Genomic DNA, 23822 nt, shown 5'->3' on the forward strand with positions numbered 1-23822 from the left:
GGTCGTGGTGACGGCGGGCCGGGCGGGACCTGCCGTGACCGGCAGCAGGGCGCACCCGTCCACCCCCGCCCGAGGGCTCCCGCCGGGGAGGAGGACACGGTGGCGGGGTGTCGTCGCGTACCGTCGCGCGCCCGCGCCCCGCCGGAGTGAGTGAGGCGGCGCGAGCAGGGGGCGTCGCGCTGTCCGTACGGAGACGGCGTGCCGCAGCGGGCCGGGGCTGCCGGGGAGCACCGCGCCGGGACGCCCGTACGGCTCCGGGCGCTTCCCGGCCTCGTACTCCGCCCGGTGTTCACGGGGGCGGGGCGCCTCCCGTACGGCGCCGTCCGGGACCGGGCACTTTGCGCGTTCGGGCGGCGGGTCCGCGAGAAGGGCGGCGGATATGTCCCACGCTCCTCTCGGGGACCGGCCGAGGGTTCCGCCCGGATGGCGTCCGCGCGCTGAGTGCGGCAGCCCGCCGTCCCGTGCCGAAGGGCCCCCGGGCGGGGCGCAGACGGCTCCCTCCCGTGTCGCTTCCTGTGAGTACGGGGCCGGTCGCGCAGGCCCGGTCCGTACGGGGGCTGTGTGCTGTCCGGTTCGGCGCATGCTGCGGATCCATGCATTCCGGCCATTCGGGCGGGAGTTGCCGAGTCGGCCGCCTCCCGTCCCTCCGGTTGGCCGGGGCGGACCGGTGTCATGGGTGAACGCACTGGTCGGGGTGGGAATGCCGGGCCCCGGTGCGGCCGGTGGCATGGGCTCGGCGGGAAGCTCGGGCATGCCGTCTCCAGGGTGCGGAACGAAACGGTCAACTGAATCGTCGTTCAGTATCGAGACCGGGTGAACCACGTGTCAACATGATCGCCACCCTGCCCTTTTCACAGGTCCGCCGATGAACCCGGCTCCGGATGACGACGTGCCCAGCCCTCTTCCGCTCCTGCCCCGGTGAGCGGGGATCCCCGGCCTGCCGCGAGGAAACACCCGGCCCTGCCGCCGGTCATCACGGGAAACAGATGACGGCGCGCAGGAACACCGGTACCGGTGATGGCGTTGTGATGGTCATGGCGGAATGTGACACCCGTGAACGGGGACTTCGGCAGCGTGCTGCCCACGGCGACGGCGTACGGCTCACCGGAGGTGGCCAGGGGCCCGCCGCTCGCGCGGCCGAAGCGGCCGAAGGCGCCGGGCGTACCGGTGGTGACGGGGCCGGGGCAACGATGACGGCGACGGCACAGGGACGGTGGCGATGAGGCCGCCCCCGCGGAGCTGGCGGGCGGGGCCGGTGTCCCGGGCGGCCGATCTCCGCCGGGCACTGTCGTACCCCGAGCACATAATGAGAAGACCCCGACACCAGGAGGTGCCGTGACCGGAGCCGGTTCCCCACACCCGCTGAGATCGCGGCTGCGCTCACTGCGCCCCGCGGCTTTCGGCGCCGACCCCGCCGGAGCGCGGATGGAGCGCATCCGACGCTCGCCGAATTTCTCGGACGGGTCGTTCCAGAACCCTGTGGGGGCCAGGACCAGACCGTCCGGCGCCTCCATGGTCGAATTCGCCAAGATCTACTTCCACAAGGAGGCGCGGGCCCGCCGGTCGCCGATCGGGCGTGTTCCCCTGCATCCGGACACGCTCCGGGACCTCGGCGCACCGCCCTCGTCCGGCCTCCGGCTCACCTGGATGGGGCACTCCAGCGTCCTCGCCGAGATCGACGGGCGACGGGTGCTCTTCGACCCGGTGTGGGGCGAGCGCTGCTCGCCCTTCTCCTTCGCCGGGCCGAAGCGGCTGCATCCCGTGCCCGTGCCGCTCGCGGCCCTCGGCGCGGTCGACGCCGTCGTGATCTCCCACGACCACTACGACCATCTGGATCTGCCGACCATCAAGGCCCTGGCCTCCACGGACACGGTCTTCGCCGTTCCGCTCGGCGTCGGCGCCCATCTCGAACGGTGGGGGGTCGCTCCCGGCCGGCTGCGCGAACTGGACTGGAACGAGTCGACGGAGGTGGCCGGAATCCGGCTCACCGCCACCCCCGCCCGTCACTTCTGCGGACGCGGGCTGCGCAACCAGCAGCACACCCTCTGGGCTTCCTGGACGGTCGTCGGCCCCGAGCACCGCGTCTTCCACAGCGGGGACACCGGGTACTTCCCCGGCTTCCGGGACATCGGCACCGAGTACGGCCCCTTCGACGCCACCATGATCCAGATCGGCGCGTACAGCGAGTACTGGCCGGACATCCATATGACCCCCGCCGAGGGAATGCTCGCCCATCTGGACCTCCAGCGCGGTGCAGAGGCCGGGGTGATGATGCCGATCCACTGGGGGACGTTCAATCTCGCACCGCATCCCTGGGCCGAGCCCGGTGAGGGCACGGTCGCGGCGGCGCAGGAGGCGGGTGCCCGCGTCGCGCTGCCCAAGCCGGGCGAGCCCTTCGAGCCGACGGCCCGGTCGGTGCCCGGCGAGCTGTGGTGGCGCTCGGTGGCGACCGCGCCCTCGGGAGGGTGGGCTGCGAGGACCGCCCCGCCCGGCGGCGAGGGCCCCGGCCCCGGAGCGGACCGGGAGAAGGGCGCGGGCGCGGGCAGCCCGGAGGTCGCGCCCACCGGCTGACCGGGGCACCGGCGGTGACCGGCGCGGGTTGGGCCCGGCCGCGTTCGGTCAGGCCGGGCTTCCCCGGCCGGAAGGAGTCCTCTCGGGCCGGGGCGCCTTCCCGTCGGCACGTAACCGGTACGGGCCCGGCCGCGTTCGGTCCGGCCCCTGGCATGAAAGTCCGCCGGTCCGGAACGCGGCACCGGTCTTCCCGGACCGGAGCCGCTGTCCCGCTGACGCGGAGCCGGTCCGTGCCCGTACGGGCGGAGCCGGCGGCGTACGGCGGCAACGGGGCCGCGGACACGTCGGCGTTCCGGCAACGCGGCCCGCGGTCACGTCGGCGTTCCGGCCGCGGTCACGGCACCACCCCGGCCGCGGTCACGGCACCACCCCGGGCCGTGGACCCCGGGATGGAGCCACCTCCCGGATCCCGGGCCCGGACCGGGGCCACCTCCCCGGCCCCCTGCCCCGGAGGCCGCCACCGTCGTCGCTCGCCCGCCGGAGAGGGCGGGACAGCATCTAACCTGCAGGGGTGACCACCGAACTGACCCTGCTGCCGCGCGTCGCCTATCGCGGTCAGGAGGTCACCGCGCCCCGCCTCCGCGGCCTCCTCGCACTGCTCGCGGGTGAGCTGCGCACGGGATGCAGCGTCGAGCGGCTCGTGGCGGGGCTGTGGCCGGACGAGCTGCCGGAGCGGCCCGGGAAGGCGGTACAGGTCCTGGTGTCCAGGGCGCGGGCGCAGCTGGGCGCCGGCGTCCTCGTCAGCACACCGACCGGCTACCGGCTCACGGTCGCCGAGGACCAGGTCGACAGCTCCGCCCTGCTGCTGTACGCGGCCGCCGCCGGTGACCGGGCCAGGGCCGGGGACCACGCGGGATCGCTGGCCGCGGCCGAGGCCGGGCTCGCGCTGTGGGAGGGCACTCCCGACGGGGCGGGCGACCCCGGCGACCCCCTGGCCGCGCTGCGCACCGAACGCGCCCCTGTCCGCGGGGCGCTCGTCCGTGCGCGGGCGCTCGCGCTCGCCCGTCTCGGGCGGCACGCGGAGGCGGCCGGTCCGCTCGCCGTGGCAGCCTCGGAGCGTCCTCGTGACGAGGAGGTGCTCGCCGAACTCCTGCGCGCCGAGGCGGCGACGGCCGGCCCTTCCGCCGCGCTGACGAGGTACGAGGCGTACCGCCGTGAGCTGCGCGACGAACTCGGCACGGATCCGGGCGCGCGGCTCGGGGCCGTACACCGGGAGCTGCTGAGCGGTGGGTCGCGGGTGGTCAGGCACGGCGTACCGCACGAACCGAACCCGCTCCTCGGCCGGGACGGCGACATCGCGGCGGTGGAGCGGCTGCTGCGCGCCTCCCGCGCGGTCACCGTCGTCGGCCCCGGCGGCCTCGGCAAGACCCGGCTCGCGCACGCCGTCAGCCGCCGGGCCGAACAGCGCGTGGTGTACTTCGTGCCGCTGGCGGGTGTCACCGCCGACGAGGACGTGGCCACGGAGGTCGCCTCCTCGCTCGGCGCGGGCGAGGGACGGCACGGAGCCGTGAGCGGCCATCACCCGTCGTCCGACCCGGTGTCCGGTATCCGCGGTGCGCTCGGCTCCGGGCCCGCGCTGCTGGTGCTGGACAACTGCGAGCACGTCGTCCGGGGCGTCGCCGACCTCGTACACGCCCTGCTCTCCTCCACGGAGGACCTGCGGGTGCTCGCCACCAGCCGGGCCCCGCTGGACCTCACCTCGGAGGCGGTGTACGCGCTGCCGGAGCTGGGCCTCGACACCTCGGTCGAGCTGTTCACCCAGCGGGCCCGGGCCGCCCGGCCGGGTGTGGAGCTGCCGCCGGACGCGGTGGCCGGGCTCTGCCGCCACCTCGACGGGCTGCCGCTCGCCGTGGAGCTGGCCGCGGCCCGGGTACGGGTGCTGTCGGTGGCGGAGATCGCCCGCCGCCTCGGCGACCGGTTCGCGCTGCTGCGCGGCGGTGCACGGGACACACCGGAGCGCCACCGCACGCTGCACGCGGTCGTGGAGTGGAGCTGGAACCTGCTCGCGGAGGACGCCAGGGCGGCGCTGCGCACCCTGTCCGTCCTTCCCGGCGGCTTCTCCGCACAGACGGCGGAACGGATGCTGGGGGAGGACGCGCTGCCACTGCTGGAGCGGGTGGCCGACCAGTCCCTGCTCACCGTCGCCGAGACCCCCGCCGGCGTGCGGTTTCGGATGCTGGAGACCGTACGGGAGTTCAGCGCGGCCCGGCTCGCGGAGGAGGGCGGACAGGAGCGGGCCACCGGCGGGTTCCTCGCCTGGGCACGGGCCTTCGGACTCGCGCACCAGGATGTGCTCCTCGGCCCGGAACCCCTCGCCGCCTGGGAGCGGGTCTCGGCCGAGCAGGACAACCTCGTGGCGGCGCTGCGGCACGCCCTGGCCCGTACGGACGGCCCCTCCACCGCCGCCGTCACCGCCGTCCTCGCGGCGCTGTGGGCGACCGACTCCAACTTCCCCCGTCTGATGGCCCTGGCCGCCGAGACCGGTCCTCCGCTGTCGCACTACTACCCCGAACCGGAGTTCGTCGAAGTAGCCCGCGCCGCCGCGGTGTTGTGCATGCCCAGTGTGTTCACGGGCTACGCCGCGCCCGTCGTACGGCAGTTCGTCACCCTGCGCCGGCTGCCCCCGGCCCCGCCGGACACTCTGCTGCGCGCGACCGCCGTGGTGCTGAGCGCGGTCCCCGGGATGCGGCCCCCGGACTACGAGGTGCTGCGGCGGCTCTGCGGGAGTGAGCAGCCGCTGGTCGCCGCCGTCGCCGAGTGCGTCGGCACATACGTCTGGGAGAACGAGCACGACATCGACCGCGCGCTCGCCTCGGCCCGGCGGATGAACGCCGTACTGGAGTCGGTCGACAACCTGTTCCTGAAGCTCCTGGGCCACTCCCGGCTGAGCGAGCTGTATCTGAAGACGGGTCAGGGCGAGGGCGCGTACGGCAGTCTCAGGGCCGCGCTCGCGCTGCTGCCGGGATTCCGCGACGAGAACGACTACATCGGTATCCACTCGGGCCTCGTCCTCGCCTGCCTCCAGCGTGGCGACCCCGACGAGGCCGAGTTCTGGCTGCGGCAGGTGGAGGGCGACGACGCCCCGCAGCAGGACGTCTTCTACAGCCCCGATCTCGGCGGGCGCGCCGAGATCGCGCTCGCGCGCGGACTGACGGAGGCCGGGCTCGGCCTGTGGCGCCGCGCCATGGAGCGGCTGCCCGAGTCCGGGCCGATGCAGGGCGGCGACCCCTGGATCGACCCGTGGGCGCTGGAGATCCAGTCGGCGGCGGTGACGGCGCACGCGTACGCCGGCCGTCTCGACCTCGTCGCGGAGCCGGTCGGCCGGCTGCGGCAGGGGCTGCGGACGCTGCTCTCGGGCCCGGACGGTACGCCCGTGGAGCTGCCGGTGTACGGGACGGTGCTGCACGCACTCGGTATGGCGGGGCTCGCGTCCGGCGACACCTCCGCCGTACGGCTGATCGCGCTCGCGGAACGGCTGCGGGTGCTGCGCGAGTTCCATCCGACGATGTCGGCGGCCCGCGCCCGCCGGGCGGCCTCGGACGCCGACGGGGCGGCGTTCGCCGACGCGGTGTCGGAGTACGCCGCCCTGGGGCGGGACGAGTTGCGGGCGGCGGCCCGCGCGCTCATCTCGGGTCGCGGTTGAACAGCGATGCCGACCAGCGGTAGCCGAGCGCGGCCAGGCCCAGGCACCACAGGACCGTGATCCACCCGTTGTCGCCGATCTCGCTGCCGAGCAGCAGCCCGCGCAGCGTCTCGATGGCGGGCGTGAACGGCTGGTACTCGGCGAACGGCTGGAACCATCCCGGCATCGCGTCGACCGGGACGAAGGCGCTCGACAGAAGCGGGAGGACGATCATCGGCATCGCGTTGTTGCTGGCGGCCTCGACAGTGGGGCTGGCCATTCCGATGCCGACCGCGATCCAGGTGAACGCCGTGGCGACCAGGACGAGCAGCCCGAGCGCGGCCAGCCACTCCACGGCCGTGGCGTCGGCGGACCGGAAGCCGATGGCCACGGCGACGGCACCGACGAGGACCACGCTGACGACGGCCTGGAGCACACTGCCGACCACGCGCCCGATCAGCACCGACCCCCGGTGGATCGCCATCGTACGGAAGCGGGCGATGATGCCCTCGGTCATGTCCATGGCGGTTGAAACGGCGGTCCCGGCCGGGGTGCCGCCGATGGTCATCAGCAGGATGCCGGGGACGAGATAGGCGATGTACGCGGAGCGGTCGGCACCGCCCCCGCCGATGCCCGCGCTCATCACATCGCCGAAGACGTAGACGAAGAGCAGCAGCAGGACGATCGGCGTCAGCAGGAGGTTCAGGGTGAGCGAGGGATAGCGACGGGTGTGCAGCAGATTGCGGCGGAGCATGGTGGCGGAGTCGCGTACGGCGAGGGAGAGGGAGCTCATCGGACGGCTCCGTCCTTCGCGGCGGACCGGCCGGCGCCGCCGGTGAGGGCGAAGAACACATCGTCGAGGTCGGGCGTGTGTACGGTCAGTTCGTCCGCCTCGACTCCGGCCGAGTCCAGCCAGTCGAGGATGGAGCGCAGCTCGCGCTGGCTGCCGTCGCTCGGAATCTCCAGCAGCAGCGCCTCGTCGTCCGGGACGGCCTCGCGCAGGGCGGCGGCGGCCGACCGGTAGGCGACCGGGTCGGAGAACCGCAGCCGTACATGTCCGCCGGGGATGAGCCGTTTCAGTTCCCCGGCGCTGCCCTCGGCGGCGATCGTGCCGTCGTCGAGCACGGCGATGCGGTCGGCGAGCTGGTCGGCCTCCTCCAGGTACTGGGTGGTGAGGAAGACGGTCACACCGCCGGTGACCAGTTCGCGGATGATGCCCCACATATTGTGGCGGCTGCGCGGGTCGAGGCCGGTGGTGGGCTCGTCGAGGAAGATGATCCGCGGGTCGCCGACCAGCGTCATGGCGAGGTCGAGCCGGCGCTTCATACCGCCGGAGTAGGTGACGGCGGGCCTGTCGGCCGCGGCCGACAGGTCGAAGCGCTCCAGCAGTTCGGCGGCGGCCCGCCGCCCCTCGCGCTTGGGCAGGTGGTGCAGATCGGCCATGAGCAGCATGTTCTCCGCGCCGGTGATCAGCCCGTCGACCGCGGAGAACTGCCCGGTGACCCCGATCTCGGCCCGCACGGCCTGAGGGTCGGCCGCCGGATCGTGGCCGCCGACGCGCAGTTCGCCGGCGTCGGCGCCGATGAGCGTCGAGAGGATCTTCACGGCGGTGGTCTTGCCGGCGCCGTTCGGGCCGAGGAGCGCGAACACGGACCCGGCGGGGATATGGAGATCGATGCCGTCGAGGACGGTCTTGTCCCCGTAGGCCTTACGCAGTCCCTCGGCCGAGATGGCCGGAGAGGGAGAAGTCGTCGTCATGCCTCGCAGAGTGCGGCAGGGCCCATTCAGCACGGTTTCACGCTGGTTTCAGCGCCCTGGAACCGGGCGGTACTGGCGTAGGTGGGGAGCGTGCCCCCGCCGGGCGTTCCGGCGCACGGACTGCCCATGGCGGGGCGGCGCCCCACGACGGGACCGGCACCTCGCACAGCGCGGGGCGGGCACCCCGCCCTACCGTCCGTGGCCCCCGGTTCCGGCCATTCGGGCCGCCCTTCCCCCGATCGCGTACATCTTCCGATGCGATGTGCATGTACCCGGCGGTAACCCGGTGTTTCGCGCTCCAGTGCGAAGCCTCATACCAGAGCGGGACGAATGGCGGGCAAGTTTGTCAACTGCCCGACGCACGTACCTTTCCGGCGACTACCGTGTGTGGCCAGTGATCAACAACGGGCTCATCTCCCCGGCGCCGAACCGACGTCGAGGCGCGGGGCCGGGCCCGGGACCGACTCGCACGCGCTGAACGCCGTACGTCATACGCCGTACGCCGAACCCGGGGACACCCCGTACCAAGGACGCAGATGTCTCACCTACGCCCACCCGCCCCACGGCCCAACCGTCGTGAGGGCGGGCGGCACGGCCGGCCGGGCACCCGCCCCACCGCACCGGCGGGCAGACCGTGCCCCGTGCCGCCGCCGGACCCACGTTTACGTCCACAGCTGCTGCGCGCGGCCGTCCTGCCCACCCTGGTCATCGCGCTCAGCGGTGCCGCCGCGGTGATCTTCACCGTACGGGAGACGGCTCCCCGGCCGACCGCGGCTCTGTGGGCCGTGCTCACCGGGTCGGCGGCGCTGGGCGTGGCGGCCGTCGCCGCCGCGGCGATGGGCGCGGACCGGCTCGCCACCTCGGTCCTCAACCGGTGCGGGGCCCTCCGCCGTGCCAGCGAACGGGACCGGGCGGAGCTGCTCGCCACGGTCGAACGGCTCCGGCGCGGCGAGGGACCGCCCATCGCGCGTACACCGTTCACGGCTGCACCGGACGGAGACGAATTCGACCTGCTGGCCCAGGAGCTGGGGCGCTCGCACGAATCGGCGGTCACCGCCGTCGTCACGGCGTCACAGCTCTCCAGCGCGGCCGGCGACGAGCAGAAGGTCGAGGTCTTCGTCAATCTGGCCCGGCGGCTCCAGTCGCTGGTCCACCGCGAGATCCAGCTCCTCGACGAACTGGAGAACCAGGTCGAGGACCCCGACCTGCTCAAGGGCCTCTTCCATGTGGACCATCTCGCCACCCGTATCCGCCGCCACGCCGAGAACCTCGCCGTGCTCGGCGGCGCGGTCTCCCGGCGGCAGTGGTCCAACCCGGTCAGCATGACCGAGGTGCTGCGCTCGGCGATCGCCGAGGTCGAGCAGTACCCCCGGGTCAAACTCGTACCGCCCATCGCCGGTACCCTGCGCGGCCACGCCGTCGCCGATGTGATCCATCTGCTCGCGGAACTCGTCGAGAACGCCACCCTGTTCTCCGCCCCGCACACCCAGGTGCTGCTGCGCGCCCAGCACGTCACGGCCGGGCTCGCCGTCGAGGTCGAGGACCGAGGGCTCGGGATGCCCCTCGGCGAACAGACCCGGATGAACGCCCTGCTCGCCGACCCCGACCAGGTCAATGTCGCCCAAATGCTCCAGGACGGCCGCATCGGACTCTTCGTCGTCTCGGCGCTCGCCCGCAGACACGGCATCGCGGTCCGGCTCCAGTCGAACATCTACGGCGGTGTCCAGGCCATCCTCGTACTGCCGCAGACACTGCTCGGCACCGAAACGGGCGGATTCCAGCAGGACATCACGCCCGCCTCCGGCCGTACCCGCAGGGCGCGGACCTCGATCGGGCAGACGCCCCTCGCGCCCCCGGCCCACACCAAGGCACCCGCGCCGCAGCCGAAACCCCGGCGGTATCAGCCGCCGTCTCCGCCCCCGCCGCCGGCCCAGCACCCCGGGCCCCGGCGGACAGCCCACAACCCGGGCACCCCCCACACCCCGCAGAGTCAGCACATCCCCCACACCCAGCACACCACCCACAGCACCACCGCGGCCCCGGGCCCGCTGCCCGTACGCGCCGAACACACCGACCGCGCCCACCCCGCGCCCACCGGTCCCGTTCACCCCGCGCCCACCGGCCCCGGCGCCACCAGGCCGCCGCAACCGGAGAGCCGTCCCACCGGGCACCCAGGGCCACCGCAGGCACCCACCGGAGCCGTACGAGGCCAGGCGGGCCGGCCCCAACTCCCCAGGCGACGCAGCCAGGAACATATCGTTCCGCAGCTCAGGGAACGGCCGGGGCCCCGGAGCCCCGACGAGTACACCGCTCACGACCCCGGTCTGATGGCCGCCTTCCAGCGGGGCATCGGCCTGGCCGAGGCCGCCCAGCCGCGCCGGGAGGCCCCCGGTCCGCAACCCGAACCGCACCGCCACGACAACACCACCGAGGAGTAAACACCCCATGGCGAGCGATACCCCGAACGGTCATGTCCCGGACCTCGACTGGCTGCTCAGCGGTCTGGTCCAGCGTGTGCCGTACACCCGGAACGCGGTACTGCTCTCCTCCGACGGCCTGGTGAAATCCGTCCACGGCCTGGAGCCCGACGCCGCCGACCATATGGCGGCACTGGCCTCCGGGCTGTACTCCCTCGGCCGCAGCGCCGGAGCGCGCTTCGGCGACGGCGGGGAGGTACGCCAGGTCGTCGTCGAACTGGACACCACCCTGCTGTTCGTCTCCACCGCCGGATCCGGCACCTGTCTCGCCGTGCTCGCGGGCCGGGAAGCGGACGCCTCCGTACTCGGCTACGAGATGGCGATGCTGGTCAAGAGCGTACGGCCGTATCTGTCCACCCCGGCCAGGCTGGGGACCGGGGCGGCGGGCGTCGCCGGACCGTGACCCTTCCGGCCTCCCTCGACCGGCCGTTGCTCGACGAGGCGGCGGGTCGGCTGATCCGCCCCTACACGGTCAGCGGCGGCCGGACCCGCCCCACGGCGGAACTGGATCTGCTCTCCCTGGTGATGGCCACCGGAAGCACGCCCCGGACACCGCTCGGACCCGAGCACGCGCACGCGCTGGCACTCTGCCCGGGGCCGACCTCGGTCGCCGAGCTGTCGGCGCATCTGAGGCTCCCCGCCCAGGTCACCAAGGTGCTGCTCGCCGACCTCCTGGACTGCGGCGCGATCACGGCGCGCGCTCCCCGACCCCCTGACACTCCGACCGATCGCTCTCTGCTGGAGGCAGTGCTCGATGGCCTACGACGACGGCTCTGAAGACGGCGCGGACGACGTCTCCCGTGTGAACGGCGCCGCGGGGAGTGCCCCCGTGGACGGCTCGGCGGGGGGCGTTCCGGTGGACAACGGCCTGCTGGTGAGCACCCCGGTGACCGGTACCGCCGTGTCCGCGGGCTCCGTGGCCGACCGCGTCCCGGCGCGCAGCACGGTGGCGAACGGCTCCGCCTTACGGGCCGACCCCTTCCCCACGGCGCTGAAGATCCTCATCGCCGGGGGCTTCGGCGTGGGCAAGACCACCTTCGTGGGGGCCGTCAGTGAGATCGAGCCGCTGAGCACCGAGGAGCTGCTGACCCGGGCCGGTGCGGGAACGGACCGGCTGGAGGGCGTCGAGTACAAGTCGACCACCACGGTCGCCATGGACTTCGGCCGGATCACCCTGGGCGAACACCATGTCCTCTATCTCTTCGGCACCCCGGGACAGGAGCGCTTCTGGTTCCTGTGGGACGAACTGTGCGCGGGTGCTCTCGGCGCGATCGTTCTCGCCGACACCCGGCGTCTGGAGGACTCCTTCTCCGCCGTGGACTTCTTCGAAGGGCGGGGCATCGGATTCGCCGTCGCGGTCAATGAGTTCGACGGCGCCTACCGCTACGAGCCGGAGGAGGTCCGGGCGGCCATAGACCTCAGGCCCGAGGTGCCGGTGGTGCTGTGCGACGCCCGGGTCGCCAGCTCCGGCATCCGGACCCTGGTCACCCTCGTCCAGCATCTGCTCACCGCCGCGGCCCCGGCTCCGGCGCCCAGTTGAGGAGCGTCCTATGAGGTACGGGCCGTCCGGCACGCTGCTGCTGACCCCTGTCGACCGGGAGGCGCCGGAGCGGGTAAGACGGCTGCGGGAACTCGGCTTCGGAGACCGCCCGGACCCCCTCTTCGACGAGTTCGCGCAGCGGATCGCCCGGGCGACCCGCGCTCCGTACGGCATGGTCAACTTCATCGACGAGAACCGCCAGTTCTTCGCCGGACTGCACACTCCGGCCGGTACGCACAGCGGCAGCGATCTGAGCACCTCGGCGGCCGCCGCGGCGGCGGGACGCGGCTCGGACAACCGGGTCCTGACCCGTGACCGGGGGTTCTGCCCGCATGTGATCGTGCGGCGCAAGGCGCTGGTGCTGGAGGACGTCTGCGACTATCCGCGCTTCGCGGGGAATCCGGTCGTCGACGAGATCGGCGTCCGTTCCTATCTCGGGGCGCCGCTCATCGACCGTACGGGCATCGCGCTCGGCACCATCTGCGTCGTCGACACGGAGCCCCGGCCGTGGGGCAGGGCGGGCCTGGAGACCATCAAGTCGATGGCGGGGGAACTGGTCGAGCGGATCCACCGCCGGGAGGACGGCACGATCTGACCGCACCGTGCCACCGGCCCCGTTCCCCGTGCGGGGCCGGGCCGTCCCGGCGTCCCGGCGGGGCAGTCAGGCCCTACCGGCACAGGAGGAGGGCGCCCTCCTCCGGCGGATCGAGGGCGAGTGTCAGTGCCACGCCGTACCGTCGTTCCCATGGTCACCGCCGATGATGTCCGCAGACTCTCGCTCTCGCTGCCCGGCGCCCTGGAGAAGCTCGCCTGGGGCATGCCCACGTTCCGTGTGGACGGTGGGCGTATCTTCGCCTCCCTCGACGACGAGGACCGGGTCATGGGGGTGAAGTGCCCCAAGGAGGAGCGTGCCGAGCTGATCGCAGCCGAGCCGGAGAAGTTCTTTCTGCGCGCCGGCCACGACGACAACTACGACTGGCTGAGAGTGAGGCTCTCCGCTGTGGAGGACGACGAGGAACTCCTCGCGATCCTCCTCGACTCCTGGCGCCAGGCGGCTCCGCGCAAGCTCCTGACCGCGCATCCCGACCTCGCGGAGCGACCCGCCTGAAGCCCTTCCGCGCCGCCTCTTCTCCGACCCCGGCCGCCGTTCCCACGGCCGGGGCCGGACTCTCCCGCCGTGAGGGCCGCGCCCGGAAAGCGGTTCGTGACCATCGCTCGGAGTGCGGTATTGTTCTCATGCGCGTTCGGCCCGGGGAAACCCCAGGTCAGACGGGCATCGGGACGTGGCGCAGCTTGGTAGCGCACTTGACTGGGGGTCAAGGGGTCGCAGGTTCAAATCCTGTCGTCCCGACCAGCGTTTTCGCAGGTCGCAGGCGGTATCGGAGGTATCGGGTACCGCCTTTCGGTTGCTCGTGGGGACCAGTGGGCCCAGCGGTGTCTGCGGGGTGCCGCCGGGGACATGGTCTGGACCCGTCGACCGCCTCACCCTCAGGGCACCGACGCGTCCGGGCTCCTCCTCCTGCCGACCGGGGAACTCCGATCGGCACCGGGGGTTCGCATCCTGCCGGGCAAGCCGGCACACCAGGGACGGTTCATCCACAGCGCTTGGCCGGCGATGGGAGAGAGGTCGCAGATGAGCGAGAGCAGTGAACTCGGCTGGCGCATTCTCCGGGAGATCGAACAGGATCATCAATGGCGGGAGCAGAACCCGGCCCTCTTCTTCAGCGAACTCTGCGACGACCTCTGGCGCACAACACCCGACGACGAAGCCCTGGAAGTATTCAGGATCAGGGTCCGCAACGCCGCCTGGTGGGCCTCCGACGTCGTCGACTGTGTCGAGAGAGTTCTGGCCGAACGACCGGATTGGGCAGCCCGCACGTTGCAGCACTCCGCTGATCTCTGGTTCGGCAGCCCGGCGGAGGAAACGCCCGAGCCCTACCTCGACTGGCTGGCCGAACGGGCGGTCGAACTGCGCGGCGCGCTTGACGAGGAGCGCGGAGGGCCTTCCCGGTAGCGGACGGGCCGGCATCCCCACGGGCTCGGATGACGGACCATCAATCAGTGGACGGTGACGCTCCACCGGGTGGGCGCGGGGAGAAGGTCCGTCGCGCAGAAGGGTCGTGACGCTCCCTCGGCTGTCGTGGACCTGGTGTGCTCGTCACGGGAGGTCCGGCCCTGCGTGGGCGGGTATTCGGACCGTGATCCCCGAGCGGGTCGAGCGAAAGGCCGGGTGTCGGCGGCGCGGCCGGGTCGGCGGCGGAGGCCCTTCACCCGCCAGGGCACTCTGGGAGACGAGGGGCTCCTGGCCGTCACACCTGGTCGGCGTCGGGAATCCGGCTGTGGACGTCCTTCACCAGATTCCGTACCCCGATGCGGAAGAGCTCGGCCTGGTGCCCGCCGAGAAAGGAGGTGTGCCCGAACACTTCCAGGACGACGAGACCGTGCATATGCCCCCACGCACTCAGGAGGAGAGCCGCGGCGGGCGGCGGCAGCGCTCCCAGACCGTGCGGCGGCAGCTGTTCCAGATGGCTCCGCAGCGAGGGTGAGAGAGCGGAGGCGTCCGCTGCTTCCAGCTGAGCGGTGGTGAACCCGTCGAACATCTCCCGCTGGAAGATCGCGCTCATCCGGATCATCGCCTGGGTGGTCGGCCCGTTGGCGGGTGCCGCGTACTTCCGCAGCGGCGTTCCGTAGATGAGTTGGAACCGCTCGGGGTGGGTGACGGCCCATCGGCGGTACTCCTCGATCGCGACCAGGACACGCGACGGGTCCGGGGCCGGGGCCGCCGCCGTGTCGACGGCGGCCTGCACGGCGTCGGCCAGGTCGTCGTACGCCTTGGTGATGAGCGCTGTGACGAGATCGGACCAGCTCGGAAAGTAGTGGTACAGCGCCTGGACGGTCATCCCGAGGTCCCGGGCGATCGCCCGCAGGGACAGGGCGGCCGGACCGCTCTCGACGATATGGCGCTCGGCGGCGTTCAGGATCTCTTGAGTGGCGGCCGCCCGGCGTCGCTCGCGCAGGGAGCGCCGGGCCGTCACCTGTTCTTCCGCAGGCATACGGCGACCCTACGACGGCAGCTTCTGGAGAGTCATCAGAAAGTTGTGGACTGTGAGAAAAATTTAACACTGCCAAATTTTCTGGTCCCCCGCTAGCGTCGAAAGCGGCGGCGAGGAAAGCGACAGCGCGTCTGCCTCCGACGCGGTGGAGGGGTTCCGCGGAGCCACCACCCGCGCCCGCTTCCGCCCTTGCCCGACTCCACCTGGCCCATCCCGTCCGCCGGGCTCTCACCATCCGTGTGCACAAGGGAGATCACGCGTGTTTGAACGCATAGCCGAACTGGTGATTCGCCGGCCCCGGCTGATACTCGTCATCGCCGTCGTGGCTGTGGCCCTGATGGGCGTCGCCGGCACCGGCGCGTTCGGCAAGCTGCTGGAAGGCGGCTATGAGGACCCGGCCTCGCAGTCCGCCAGGGCGGGGAAGGTCATCGACGAGAAGTTCGGCGGGGAGACCAACCTCGTCCTGCTGGTCCGTGCCCCCGAGGGCCGGGTCGACGCCCCGGACGCCGAGCGGAACGGCCGGGCCCTGGTGGCCGACCTCAAGAAGGAGCGGCAACTGGAGAACGTGATCTCGTACTGGGACGCGGAAAACCCCGATCTCCGCTCCGAGGACGGCCGCGAAGCGCTGGTGCTCGCCCATGTGAAGGGCGACGAAACGGAGCAGGGCGAGAACGCCAAGACCATCCTCGACACCTATACGGGAACGTACGGAGACGTCCTGACGGTCCGGGCGGGCGGCGCCGCCGCGGTGGGCGACGAGATGGGAACCCAGGTGGGCGACGACCTCATCCTGGCCGAGGCCATCGCCGTGCCCCTGACCCTCGTACTCCTGCTCCTCGTCTTCGGCAGCATGGTCGCGGCGCTGCTGCCGCTGGTGATCGGACTGATCGCCGTCATGGGCACGTTCGCCGAGCTGTTCGTGCTCGGCAGCGTCACCGACGTCTCGGTCTTCTCGATCAACCTGACCACCGCACTGGGCCTCGGCCTCGGTATCGACTACGCCCTGCTGATGGTCAGCCGGTTCCGGGAGCAGCTCGCGGCCGGGGAGACCGTCGAGGACGCCGTCCGGCGGACGGTGGGCACCGCGGGCCGCACGGTCGCCTTCTCCGCGGCCACCGTGGCCGCCGCGCTCGGGGCACTCCTGGTGTTCCCCCAGTACTTCCTGCGCTCGTTCGGATACGCCGGGATCGGTGTCGTCGCCATCGCCGCCGTCAGCACCCTGTTCGTGATGCCGGCCCTGTTCGTCGTCCTGGGGCACCGGGTCAACAGCGGGCGGCTGCCGTGGGTGAACCCGGGGCGTTCCGAGAACCGGGGGCGCGTGTGGGGACGGCTGGCCCGCACCGTCATGCGCCGACCCGCCCTGACCGCGCTGCCCGTACTCGCGGTGCTGCTCCTCGCGGCGAGCCCGCTGCTGGGCATCACCTTCGGCACACCGGACGAACGCGTGCTTCCCGAGGGCGCCGAGAGCCGCCAGGTCGCGTCGGTACTGGAGAAGAACTTCAACGGCAACGACGAAGCGGCCCTCCACGTGGTCGTCGACCGACCGTTGGCAAAGGCCCCCCTGGAGTCCTACGCCGTCGCGCTGTCCGGACTCGAGGGAGTCGCCCGCGTCGAGACCAGCGCCGGAAACTACACCGACGGACGGCCCGCGGCGGCCGGCCGGGCCAACTCCGCCCTCGGCCGGCCCGACGCCCAGCGGATCAATGTGGTGAGCGCCCTGTCACCGAAGTCGGACGAGGCCCAGCGCCTGGTCGAGAAGGTGAGGGCGGTCTCCCCGCCCGACGGATCCGGCGCGCTGGTCGGCGGAGTCGATGCCGTACTGGTCGATTCCAAGGACTCCATCGCCGATCGGCTCCCGCTCGCGGTGCTCCTGGTCGCCCTCACCACCTTCGTCCTGCTCTTCCTCTTCACCGGAAGTGTCGTGCAGCCGCTGCGTGCGCTGCTGCTCAATCTGATCAGCCTCGGCGCCACCCTCGGCGTCATGACCTGGATCTTCGAGGACGGAAACCTCTCCTCCCTGCTCGGTTTCACGGCGCAGCCGATGAATGTGTCCATGACCGTGCTGATGTTCTGCGTCGCCTTCGGTCTCTCGATGGACTACGAGGTGTTCGTCACCAGCCGGATCAAGGAACTCCACGATCTGGGCGAGGACAACGAGTCCGCCGTGGCCAAGGGCCTCGGGCACACGGGACGCATCGTCACCGCGGCGGCCCTGCTGCTCGCCGTGTCCTTCTTCGCCTTCGGGACGGCCGAACTGAGCTTCCTGCAGATGTTCGGGCTGGGCAGCGGGCTGGCCATCCTCATCGACGCCGTAGCCGTACGCGGTGTCCTGGTCCCCGCCGCCATGCGCCTGCTGGGCCGTTCGGCCTGGTACGCGCCCCGCTTCCTGCGCCGGTTCCACGAGCGGTACGGACTCGGCGAGGGCGGCCCCGTGCCCCGCCCCGCGGCCGCGCCGGAGCCCGTGACCGGGTCGCCGTGCGCGAAGGACTCGACCAGGGTCTGACCGGCCGGACGACGCCCCACGCCGCGGAGCGCGGAGGCAGCCGGTTCGCGCGATTGCCGGAGCGCGGCTGCCGAAGGCAACGGCGTGGGGTGCGCGTTCCACCGGAGTGTCCGGCGGCCATCCGCGCGCCCCTGTCCTGGAACCCCCGCACCGGGTGGAGTTCCGTACTTCCGTGGTGGGACCGCGCGATCCGGCGGTGGTACGGAGATGGGCACGGCGGCCTCTGGTGTGTCCGCGCGGGCTTCCCGCACCGGGCGGTCGCCCGTACGCGACCCCGGACAACGTCCGTCCAGGGGGAGAGGGCCGTGGTGGTGACGGCGCATCAGAACCGGGGTGTCGGCCGTCCCGGGTGCGTGCCCCGCGCGGGGCGCATCCGGGCCCCCGCGCGGGGCGCCCGAGGGGTGCCGTATGCGGCCGGTGACGGGCCCGCCGGTACGCGGCACCGGCACCGGAGGTTCACGTTCTGGTGAATGACAACGCGTCAAACTCCTTATGGGGCAGTCGGCTTGCCGAAGTCGCCGTTGACATAGGCGGTCCCGGCCGCCGCCGTACGGTGCCAGGAGACGCCGCCGCGTCCTGAGCGCCGTGCGTCCGGGCGGAAGCCGCGGGACGGTGGTGGCCCCGACCCGGGGCGAAGGTGTGGAATCGCTCTATCCCGGCTGATGTCGGAAGGGCCCCGTGATTGGCCGGAAGGACGTGTTTAGCGACTTACCGTCTGGTTTTCCCGGCCGAGGGGATCGCCGACCGTGCCATGATTCCGGCCGGCCTCACCACCACCTCGACACTCGGGGAGCTCATGGCCCTCTCACTCCAGGAACTGCTTGATCTCTTTCCCGGTTCGGACGACGACTTCGGCATCCCCTTCGACCGGCTCAGAGAGCTGGGAGGCGTGCCCGAACTGCTCGCGACCTGGCTCCAGTCGTCGGATCTGACCGTCGGGGGATCCATCCCCGACCGGGGGAACCTGACCGTCGAAGGGACGCTCTCCTTCACCCTCGTCGACGGGCCCTGCCCCGTGGTCGTGGCGTTCACCGTCGACGGCACGCAGACGGTGACCGGGGTCAGCCTCGACTTCACCCTCCCGTCGTCGGACGACGAGGCCGCCGCCGCACCCGACGCATCCGCCGCACAGAGCACCAAGAGCCCTGCCCCGCACTCCGACGGCGAGGAGGACGAGGAGGACGAGGAGGACCCGGGGCTCACCCCGCATCTCGTCCTCACCGTCGGCGTCCAGCTCTCCGCCGCACTGTCCCTGCCCTTCGCCGGCGGGGAGAAGGAGATGCTCTTCACCGCCACCTACGACGGCGGCACCATCATCGGCGACTGGTCCTCCGACGAGGGCCTGTCCTGGGACGACATCGCCGACGCCCTCGGTACCGCCCCCGCCGAACTCCCGCCCGCGCTGGTGCCCTCGCTCCACCAGGTCGCCTTCGCCTACGAGAAGCGCAAGCGCGCCGTCGTCCTCAGCGCGCGCACCGAGTACGTCCAGCTGGCCTGGGCCTCCCTGCCCCAGAAGCGGGCCGCCATCGGCACCGGGCGGCGGCTGCGGACCGTCCTGCTCCAGGGCGTCTACGAGGCGGGTCTCGCCGACCTGCCCACCGTCGGCGAACACATCCCCCTGGAGGACGACCTCGTCTTCGCCGGACTCCAGGCGTTCCATCTCTCCGCCCCGATGAAGACCCGCAAGGTGAAGGCCGTCAACGAACTGCTGGGCAACGTGGGCGTCGACCTCGGACTGCCCTCACGCGACCTGACCGCCGGAGCCTCCGTCGCCGTCACCGGCGGCATCGCCCTCACCACCAAGAACTACGGCCTGGTCTATCCGCTGCGACGCCGGAAGCCCGGCACCGGCCCCGGCCCGGTCCCGCCGCCCTTCGCGCCCGTACCCGCCACGCCGCCGGGACTCCCGGCCATCGCCGCGGACGACGAGGCCCCCGAGCCCGCCAAGGCATCCCTCCCCGTCGACGCCGTCTTCGGCCCGCTGCGCATCTCCGAGATCTCCCTCGGCTACGCCGACGGCACCGTCAGGATCACCGTCGACGCGACCCTCGACGCCGGGGGCATCGAACTCGGCGCCTCCGGGCTCGGCTTCACCGTCCGCGTCGACCGCGGCGACGGCGACTGGAAGTTCACCCCCGTTCTGAGCGGTCTCGGGCTCGCCTACGACCGGCCCCCCGTCAAGATCGCCGGAGCCTTCCTCGCCAAACAGTCCGAGCCGCCCTACGAGCAGCTCTTCGCGGGCATGGCGGTGATCGAGGCCAAGGTCGTCAGCATCAAGGTCCTCGGCGCCTACGCCCGCGCCGAGGGCGGCTTCCCCTCCCTCTTCCTCTACGGGGTGCTCGGCGGGCGCTCCGGCCTCGGCCCGCCCCCGTTCCAGGTGCGCGGCATCGCGGCCGGGTTCGGCTACAACAGCTCCGTACGGGTGCCCGCCCCCGCCGACACCCCGTACTTCCCGTTCGTCGCCGAACTCGCCCAGGGCGGCGAGGCCAGGCCCCCGCTGGAGGTCCTGGACTCCCTGCTCGACGGCACCGGCGGGAGACCTCCCTGGATCACTCCCGAATCCGGGCGGATCTGGTTCGCCCTCGGTATCGACTTCACCGTGTTCCGGATGGTCGACGCCCAGGCCCTCGCCCTGGTGGAGTTCGGCGACGACTTCACCGTCGCCGTTCTCGGGCTCGCCACCGCCTCCTTCCCCCTCGGACGCGGCAGCGGCCCCGTCTTCGCCCGGATCCAGCTCGCGCTCCAGGCCCTCTACACCTCGCGCGACGGCATGCTCGCGCTCGCCGCCGAACTCACCCCCGAGTCCTTCGTCCTCGACCCGGACTGCCGCCTCACCGGCGGACTCGCCTACCGCACCTGGTTCTCCGGTCCCCACGCCGGGGACTTCGTCTTCAGCCTCGGCGGCTACCACCAAGACTTCGACCCGCCCGCGCACTACCCCGTCGTCCCCAGGCTCGGCTTCAGCTGGGGCATCTCCGACGTCGTCACCGTCCGGGGAGAGGCGTACTGCGCCCTCACCCCCTCCGCGCTGATGGCGGGCGGACGGCTGGAGGTCGCCTTCCACTCGGGCATCGTGGACGCCTGGCTCACCGCCCGGCTGGACGCCCTGATCCAGTGGAAGCCGTTCTACTTCCGGCTCGGCATCGGCGTCCGCATCGGCTTCTCGGTGGACCTGTGGCTCTTCACCGTCCGCGGTGAGGTCGGCGTCGACCTCGACCTGTGGGGCCCGCGCGTCGGCGGCATCGCCACCGTCCACCTCTGGTGCATCGACTTCGACGTCTCCTTCGGCGCGAGCGCCCGGAAGTCCCCGCCCCCGGTCTCCTGGGACGAGTTCCGGGAACAACTGCCCGCCCGGGACCAGATGCTGCGTATCACCCCGCTCAGCGGCATCCTCCCCGAAGAGGAGTCCGTCCGCGCCCGCCGCCTGGCCGCCGGGGACGAACGCTGGGTCGTCTCCGCCGACGGCTTCTCCTTCTCCACCACCACCGCCGTCCCCGCGTCGCAGGCCACCGCCGGGACGAAGACCGTCGACGGCAAGCCCCTCGACATCCGGCCCATGGACGTCACCGGGGTCGACTCCCTGCACACCCTGACCGTCACCCTGGACGACCGTCCCTTCGACCCCCACGCCCGCGGCTGGATCATCACGGAGGACACCTCCGCGGTACCGAAGGCGCTGTGGGGCGCGGGTGAGCCCGAGGAGTCACACACCCACGAGTCCCTCGTCCCCGGTCAGCTCCTCGGGCTCACCGTCGTCGTACCGCCGCCCCAGGACGGGCCCACCCCCGGCGAGATGACGGACGTCTCGCTGGGCCACGAGGACCTGGCGCCCAGCGACGCCCTGCCCGTCACCCCCGCCGACCCGCCCACCGGGCCCGTGCCCGAGCGCTGGCAGGGGGGCACACCCACCCCCATCGCGACCATCGCCGGCACCGTCGCCACGACCACGGTCCCCGCCCGGAACGCCCTCCACACGGAGCTGACGGCCCTCGGGCTCGCCCCTCCCGGCCACCACGACGCCCTGGACGGCTTCGCCGCCCGTGCCGCGAGCACCTTCACCGCCGAACCGCTGACGATCTGACGCGCGCCACGGGAGCTGCCATGAACGGGACCACCGCCGAACAGACCCCCCGGTTCACCGTCCACTTCCACGACGACCACATCGCCCCCGCCCCCGCCGGGCTCTACACCGCCGCCCTCGAACACACCGTCGAGGGCCCCGGAGTCGACGACGTCCTGCTTCCCGTCCAGAAGGACTTCGAGATCCGGGCCCCGCAGTTCACCCTGGACGCCTCCTTCGTCCACGCCCTGCACCCCGCGCCCGGTGCGTCCGGTGCCTTCGAGTACGTCCTGCCGCACATCACCCTCAACCGGCTGATCCTGCCGTGGGAACGCAGCCCCGACCCGGACGACCTCACCCTGCCCTGGCTGGCGCTGCTGCTCTTCGCCGAGGAGGAACTCCCCGACGACCCCAAGGCCCAGGCCACCACCCGCACCCGGACCGTACGCGAGGTGGTCCGGAACACCGACCCCACCGTCCTCACCCCCGAGATCAACCGCGTCCCGGAGGAACTGCTCGACAGCGAGTGCGCCACCGTCGACATCCCCGCCGACGTCTACGCCGCCCTCATTCCGCGCAAGCAGGAACTGCGCCACCTCTGCCATCTGCGCAGGGTCCGCGACCGGCAGGCCGCCCGGGTGCTGGGACCCGCCGGGGAGATCCTGGAGACCGGGGACTACGGCGTCGTCGTGGCCAACCGCTTCCCCCGTACCGCCGGACGGTACGCCGCCCATCTCGTCGCCCTCGAAGGTTTCGCCGACCATCTCGACGGCGCCCGCCCCACCCAGGACACCGTCCGGATGGTGTCCCTCGTCGCCTGGTCCTTCGAGGCGGTCCCCGACGCGGGCGGTCACTTCGCCGCCCTCATCCGCGCACTCGCCGAGGACCCGGCGGGACTCGGACTCCGGCTCACCGGCGAACGGCCCGCGCAGGGCCCCGCCGCCGACCGGCTCGCCCAGGGCTACGCCCCCGTCGGCCATGTCCTGCCCTCGGGGGAGCGCACCTTCGCCTGGTACCGGGGACCGCTCACCCCCGTCGTCCCCCGGCAGCCGCCCGGCATCGGCGACACCCCGCTGCGCCACGCCGACGAAGCCCTGATCTACCTCACCGACAGCGGAGTCCTCGACGTCGGCTACGCGTCGGCCTTCACTCTCGGGCGGTCCCTCACCCTGGCCGACGACACCCTGGCGAGCGCGCTGGCCTCGTTCCGGTCCCGGACCCGCCGGATCGCGGCCCGGGCCCTGGCACACTCCCGTACCGCCGTCTCGCTCGCCGCGGACAGCGCCCACCCGGCCCGCGACCGCTTCCACCGGCTGATCGAGGACGGACTCGGCGAACGGCTCCACCGGGCCGCACGCACCACCGGAACCGCCACCGCGGGGAGGCCCCGCCGCCAGGGCGGGGGAGTGCCCAGACCCCCCTCGCCCACCGAACTACGGAACGGAGCACTCCGCGCCGGGCCCCTGAACGACGCGCTGCTCCGGGCCCTCGACCGGCCCCTCGCCGAACTGCGCGACACCGTCGACCAGGTGACCCTGATCGCCCGGACACCCCTGCACCACCTGGTGCCCGACGCCCGGATGCTGCCCGCGGAGAGCCTGCGGTTCTTCCATGTCGACCCCTGGTGGTGCGCCGCACTGCGGGACGGCGTCCTCAGCACCGGCATCGGCACCACCCTCGACGAGGTGGTCAACCGCCTGGCGTACGACACCCTCGACGCCCCCCGCCCGCTCTCCGGCCTCCTGATGCGTTCCGCGCTGGTCCGCGGCTGGCCCGAGGTCGTCGTCGAACCCCTCGGCACCGGGGCCGGGCTGCTCGATATCGTCCACCGCAGGACCATCGGCCCCGATCTGCTCTTCTGCCTCATCGACGGGGTGCCCGACGAGGTCGTGTTCCGCGAGCCCCACGCCGGGATCCACTTCGGCGTGGACGAGTCGGACCGCATCGGACTGCGCCGGCTCACCCCACCGGTCGGCGATTCCCTCGGCGAGGAAGCCTCCTTCCCCGCCGACGGCGACATCACCCGCTTTCTGCGGACCTCCCACGGCGGCTCCGTCCCCGAGATCCTGAGCGTCACCGCGGGCCCCGACCCGCTGGTCCCCGCCCTGGCCGCCGCCCTGCGGGACCTCGGCGAACTCCCCGACGGCCAGGACCTGTCGCCCGGGGCGCTCGCCGTGGAACTCGTCAACGCCCCGCAGCGGATCTCCTTCACCCCCGGCCGACGTTAGGAACCCGTAC

15 protein-coding genes and 1 tRNA gene are annotated in these 23822 nt (G+C 72.4%); 13 read left to right on the top strand and 3 right to left on the bottom strand.

What is annotated here, in order from left to right:
* Window positions 1-1335 precede the first annotated feature (1335 nt).
* Entirely contained in the window at window positions 1336-2571 is a 1236-nt protein-coding gene (locus ACIBCM_RS04445) for an MBL fold metallo-hydrolase (RefSeq protein ID WP_399240086.1), read from the top strand.
* Window positions 2572-3082: 511 nt separating this feature from the next.
* Complete coding sequence (locus ACIBCM_RS04450) at window positions 3083-6214, top strand: ATP-binding protein (protein ID WP_399240088.1); 3132 nt, start codon at window positions 3083-3085, stop codon at window positions 6212-6214.
* Here ACIBCM_RS04450 and ACIBCM_RS04455 read toward each other — a convergent pair.
* A complete protein-coding gene (locus tag ACIBCM_RS04455; RefSeq protein WP_399240090.1) occupies window positions 6195-6986 on the bottom strand; it encodes an ABC transporter permease in 792 nt (263 codons plus the stop codon). The two genes, ACIBCM_RS04450 and ACIBCM_RS04455, sit on opposite strands and share 20 nt — an antisense overlap.
* Window positions 6983-7951 (bottom strand): ATP-binding cassette domain-containing protein, encoded by a 969-nt coding sequence (locus ACIBCM_RS04460; protein ID WP_399240092.1) that lies wholly within the window; start codon window positions 7949-7951, stop codon window positions 6983-6985. The genes ACIBCM_RS04455 and ACIBCM_RS04460 overlap by 4 nt, the downstream gene beginning before the upstream one ends.
* Before the next feature lie 641 nt (window positions 7952-8592).
* Between ACIBCM_RS04460 and ACIBCM_RS04465 the strand changes: the two genes are divergently transcribed.
* The 8 genes from ACIBCM_RS04465 to ACIBCM_RS04500 all read left to right on the top strand — a co-directional run bounded on the left by ACIBCM_RS04465 (window position 8593) and on the right by ACIBCM_RS04500 (window position 13982).
* Window positions 8593-10389, top strand: a complete 1797-nt coding sequence (locus tag ACIBCM_RS04465; RefSeq protein ID WP_399240094.1) for an ATP-binding protein — start codon at window positions 8593-8595, stop codon at window positions 10387-10389.
* A 7-nt stretch (window positions 10390-10396) separates the two neighbouring features.
* A complete protein-coding gene (locus tag ACIBCM_RS04470) occupies window positions 10397-10831 on the top strand; it encodes a roadblock/LC7 domain-containing protein (RefSeq protein ID WP_399240096.1) in 435 nt (144 codons plus the stop codon).
* Window positions 10828-11205: a DUF742 domain-containing protein gene (locus ACIBCM_RS04475; protein WP_399240098.1), complete on the top strand. Its 378-nt coding sequence runs from the start codon at window positions 10828-10830 to the stop codon at window positions 11203-11205. The genes ACIBCM_RS04470 and ACIBCM_RS04475 overlap by 4 nt, the downstream gene beginning before the upstream one ends.
* A 169-nt stretch (window positions 11206-11374) precedes the next feature.
* Window positions 11375-11968, top strand: a complete 594-nt coding sequence (locus ACIBCM_RS04480) for a GTP-binding protein (RefSeq protein WP_399240790.1) — start codon at window positions 11375-11377, stop codon at window positions 11966-11968.
* A 10-nt stretch (window positions 11969-11978) separates the two neighbouring features.
* Window positions 11979-12563: a GAF domain-containing protein gene (locus ACIBCM_RS04485; protein ID WP_399240100.1), complete on the top strand. Its 585-nt coding sequence runs from the start codon at window positions 11979-11981 to the stop codon at window positions 12561-12563.
* A gap of 150 nt (window positions 12564-12713) precedes the next feature.
* Entirely contained in the window at window positions 12714-13076 is a 363-nt protein-coding gene (locus ACIBCM_RS04490) for an MmcQ/YjbR family DNA-binding protein (RefSeq protein ID WP_399240102.1), read from the top strand.
* A gap of 169 nt (window positions 13077-13245) precedes the next feature.
* Window positions 13246-13322 (top strand) — tRNA-Pro (locus ACIBCM_RS04495).
* Between the two features lie 279 nt (window positions 13323-13601).
* A complete protein-coding gene (locus tag ACIBCM_RS04500) occupies window positions 13602-13982 on the top strand; it encodes a hypothetical protein (RefSeq protein WP_399240104.1) in 381 nt (126 codons plus the stop codon).
* A 295-nt stretch (window positions 13983-14277) separates the two neighbouring features.
* On the opposite strand, the gene ACIBCM_RS04505 is transcribed toward ACIBCM_RS04500, so the two are convergent.
* Window positions 14278-15021, bottom strand: coding sequence for a TetR/AcrR family transcriptional regulator (locus ACIBCM_RS04505; protein WP_399240106.1), 744 nt, complete (start codon window positions 15019-15021; stop codon window positions 14278-14280).
* Window positions 15022-15280: 259 nt separating this feature from the next.
* On the opposite strand from ACIBCM_RS04505, the gene ACIBCM_RS04510 reads away from it, so the two are divergent.
* The 3 genes from ACIBCM_RS04510 (at window position 15281) to ACIBCM_RS04520 (ending at window position 23812) form a co-directional block, all read left to right on the top strand.
* Window positions 15281-17524 (top strand): MMPL family transporter, encoded by a 2244-nt coding sequence (locus ACIBCM_RS04510; protein ID WP_399240108.1) that lies wholly within the window; start codon window positions 15281-15283, stop codon window positions 17522-17524.
* A 796-nt stretch (window positions 17525-18320) separates the two neighbouring features.
* Window positions 18321-21605 carry a DUF6603 domain-containing protein gene (locus tag ACIBCM_RS04515; RefSeq protein ID WP_399240110.1) on the top strand — a complete coding sequence of 1095 codons (3285 nt, stop codon included), beginning with the start codon at window positions 18321-18323 and terminating at the stop codon, window positions 21603-21605.
* 20 nt (window positions 21606-21625) lie between these two features.
* Entirely contained in the window at window positions 21626-23812 is a 2187-nt protein-coding gene (locus ACIBCM_RS04520; RefSeq protein ID WP_399240112.1) for a hypothetical protein, read from the top strand.
* Window positions 23813-23822: the final 10 nt, after the last annotated feature.

Origin of the sequence: Streptomyces sp. NPDC051018, assembly GCF_044456085.1 — a bacterium.
GTDB lineage: Bacteria > Actinomycetota > Actinomycetes > Streptomycetales > Streptomycetaceae > Streptomyces.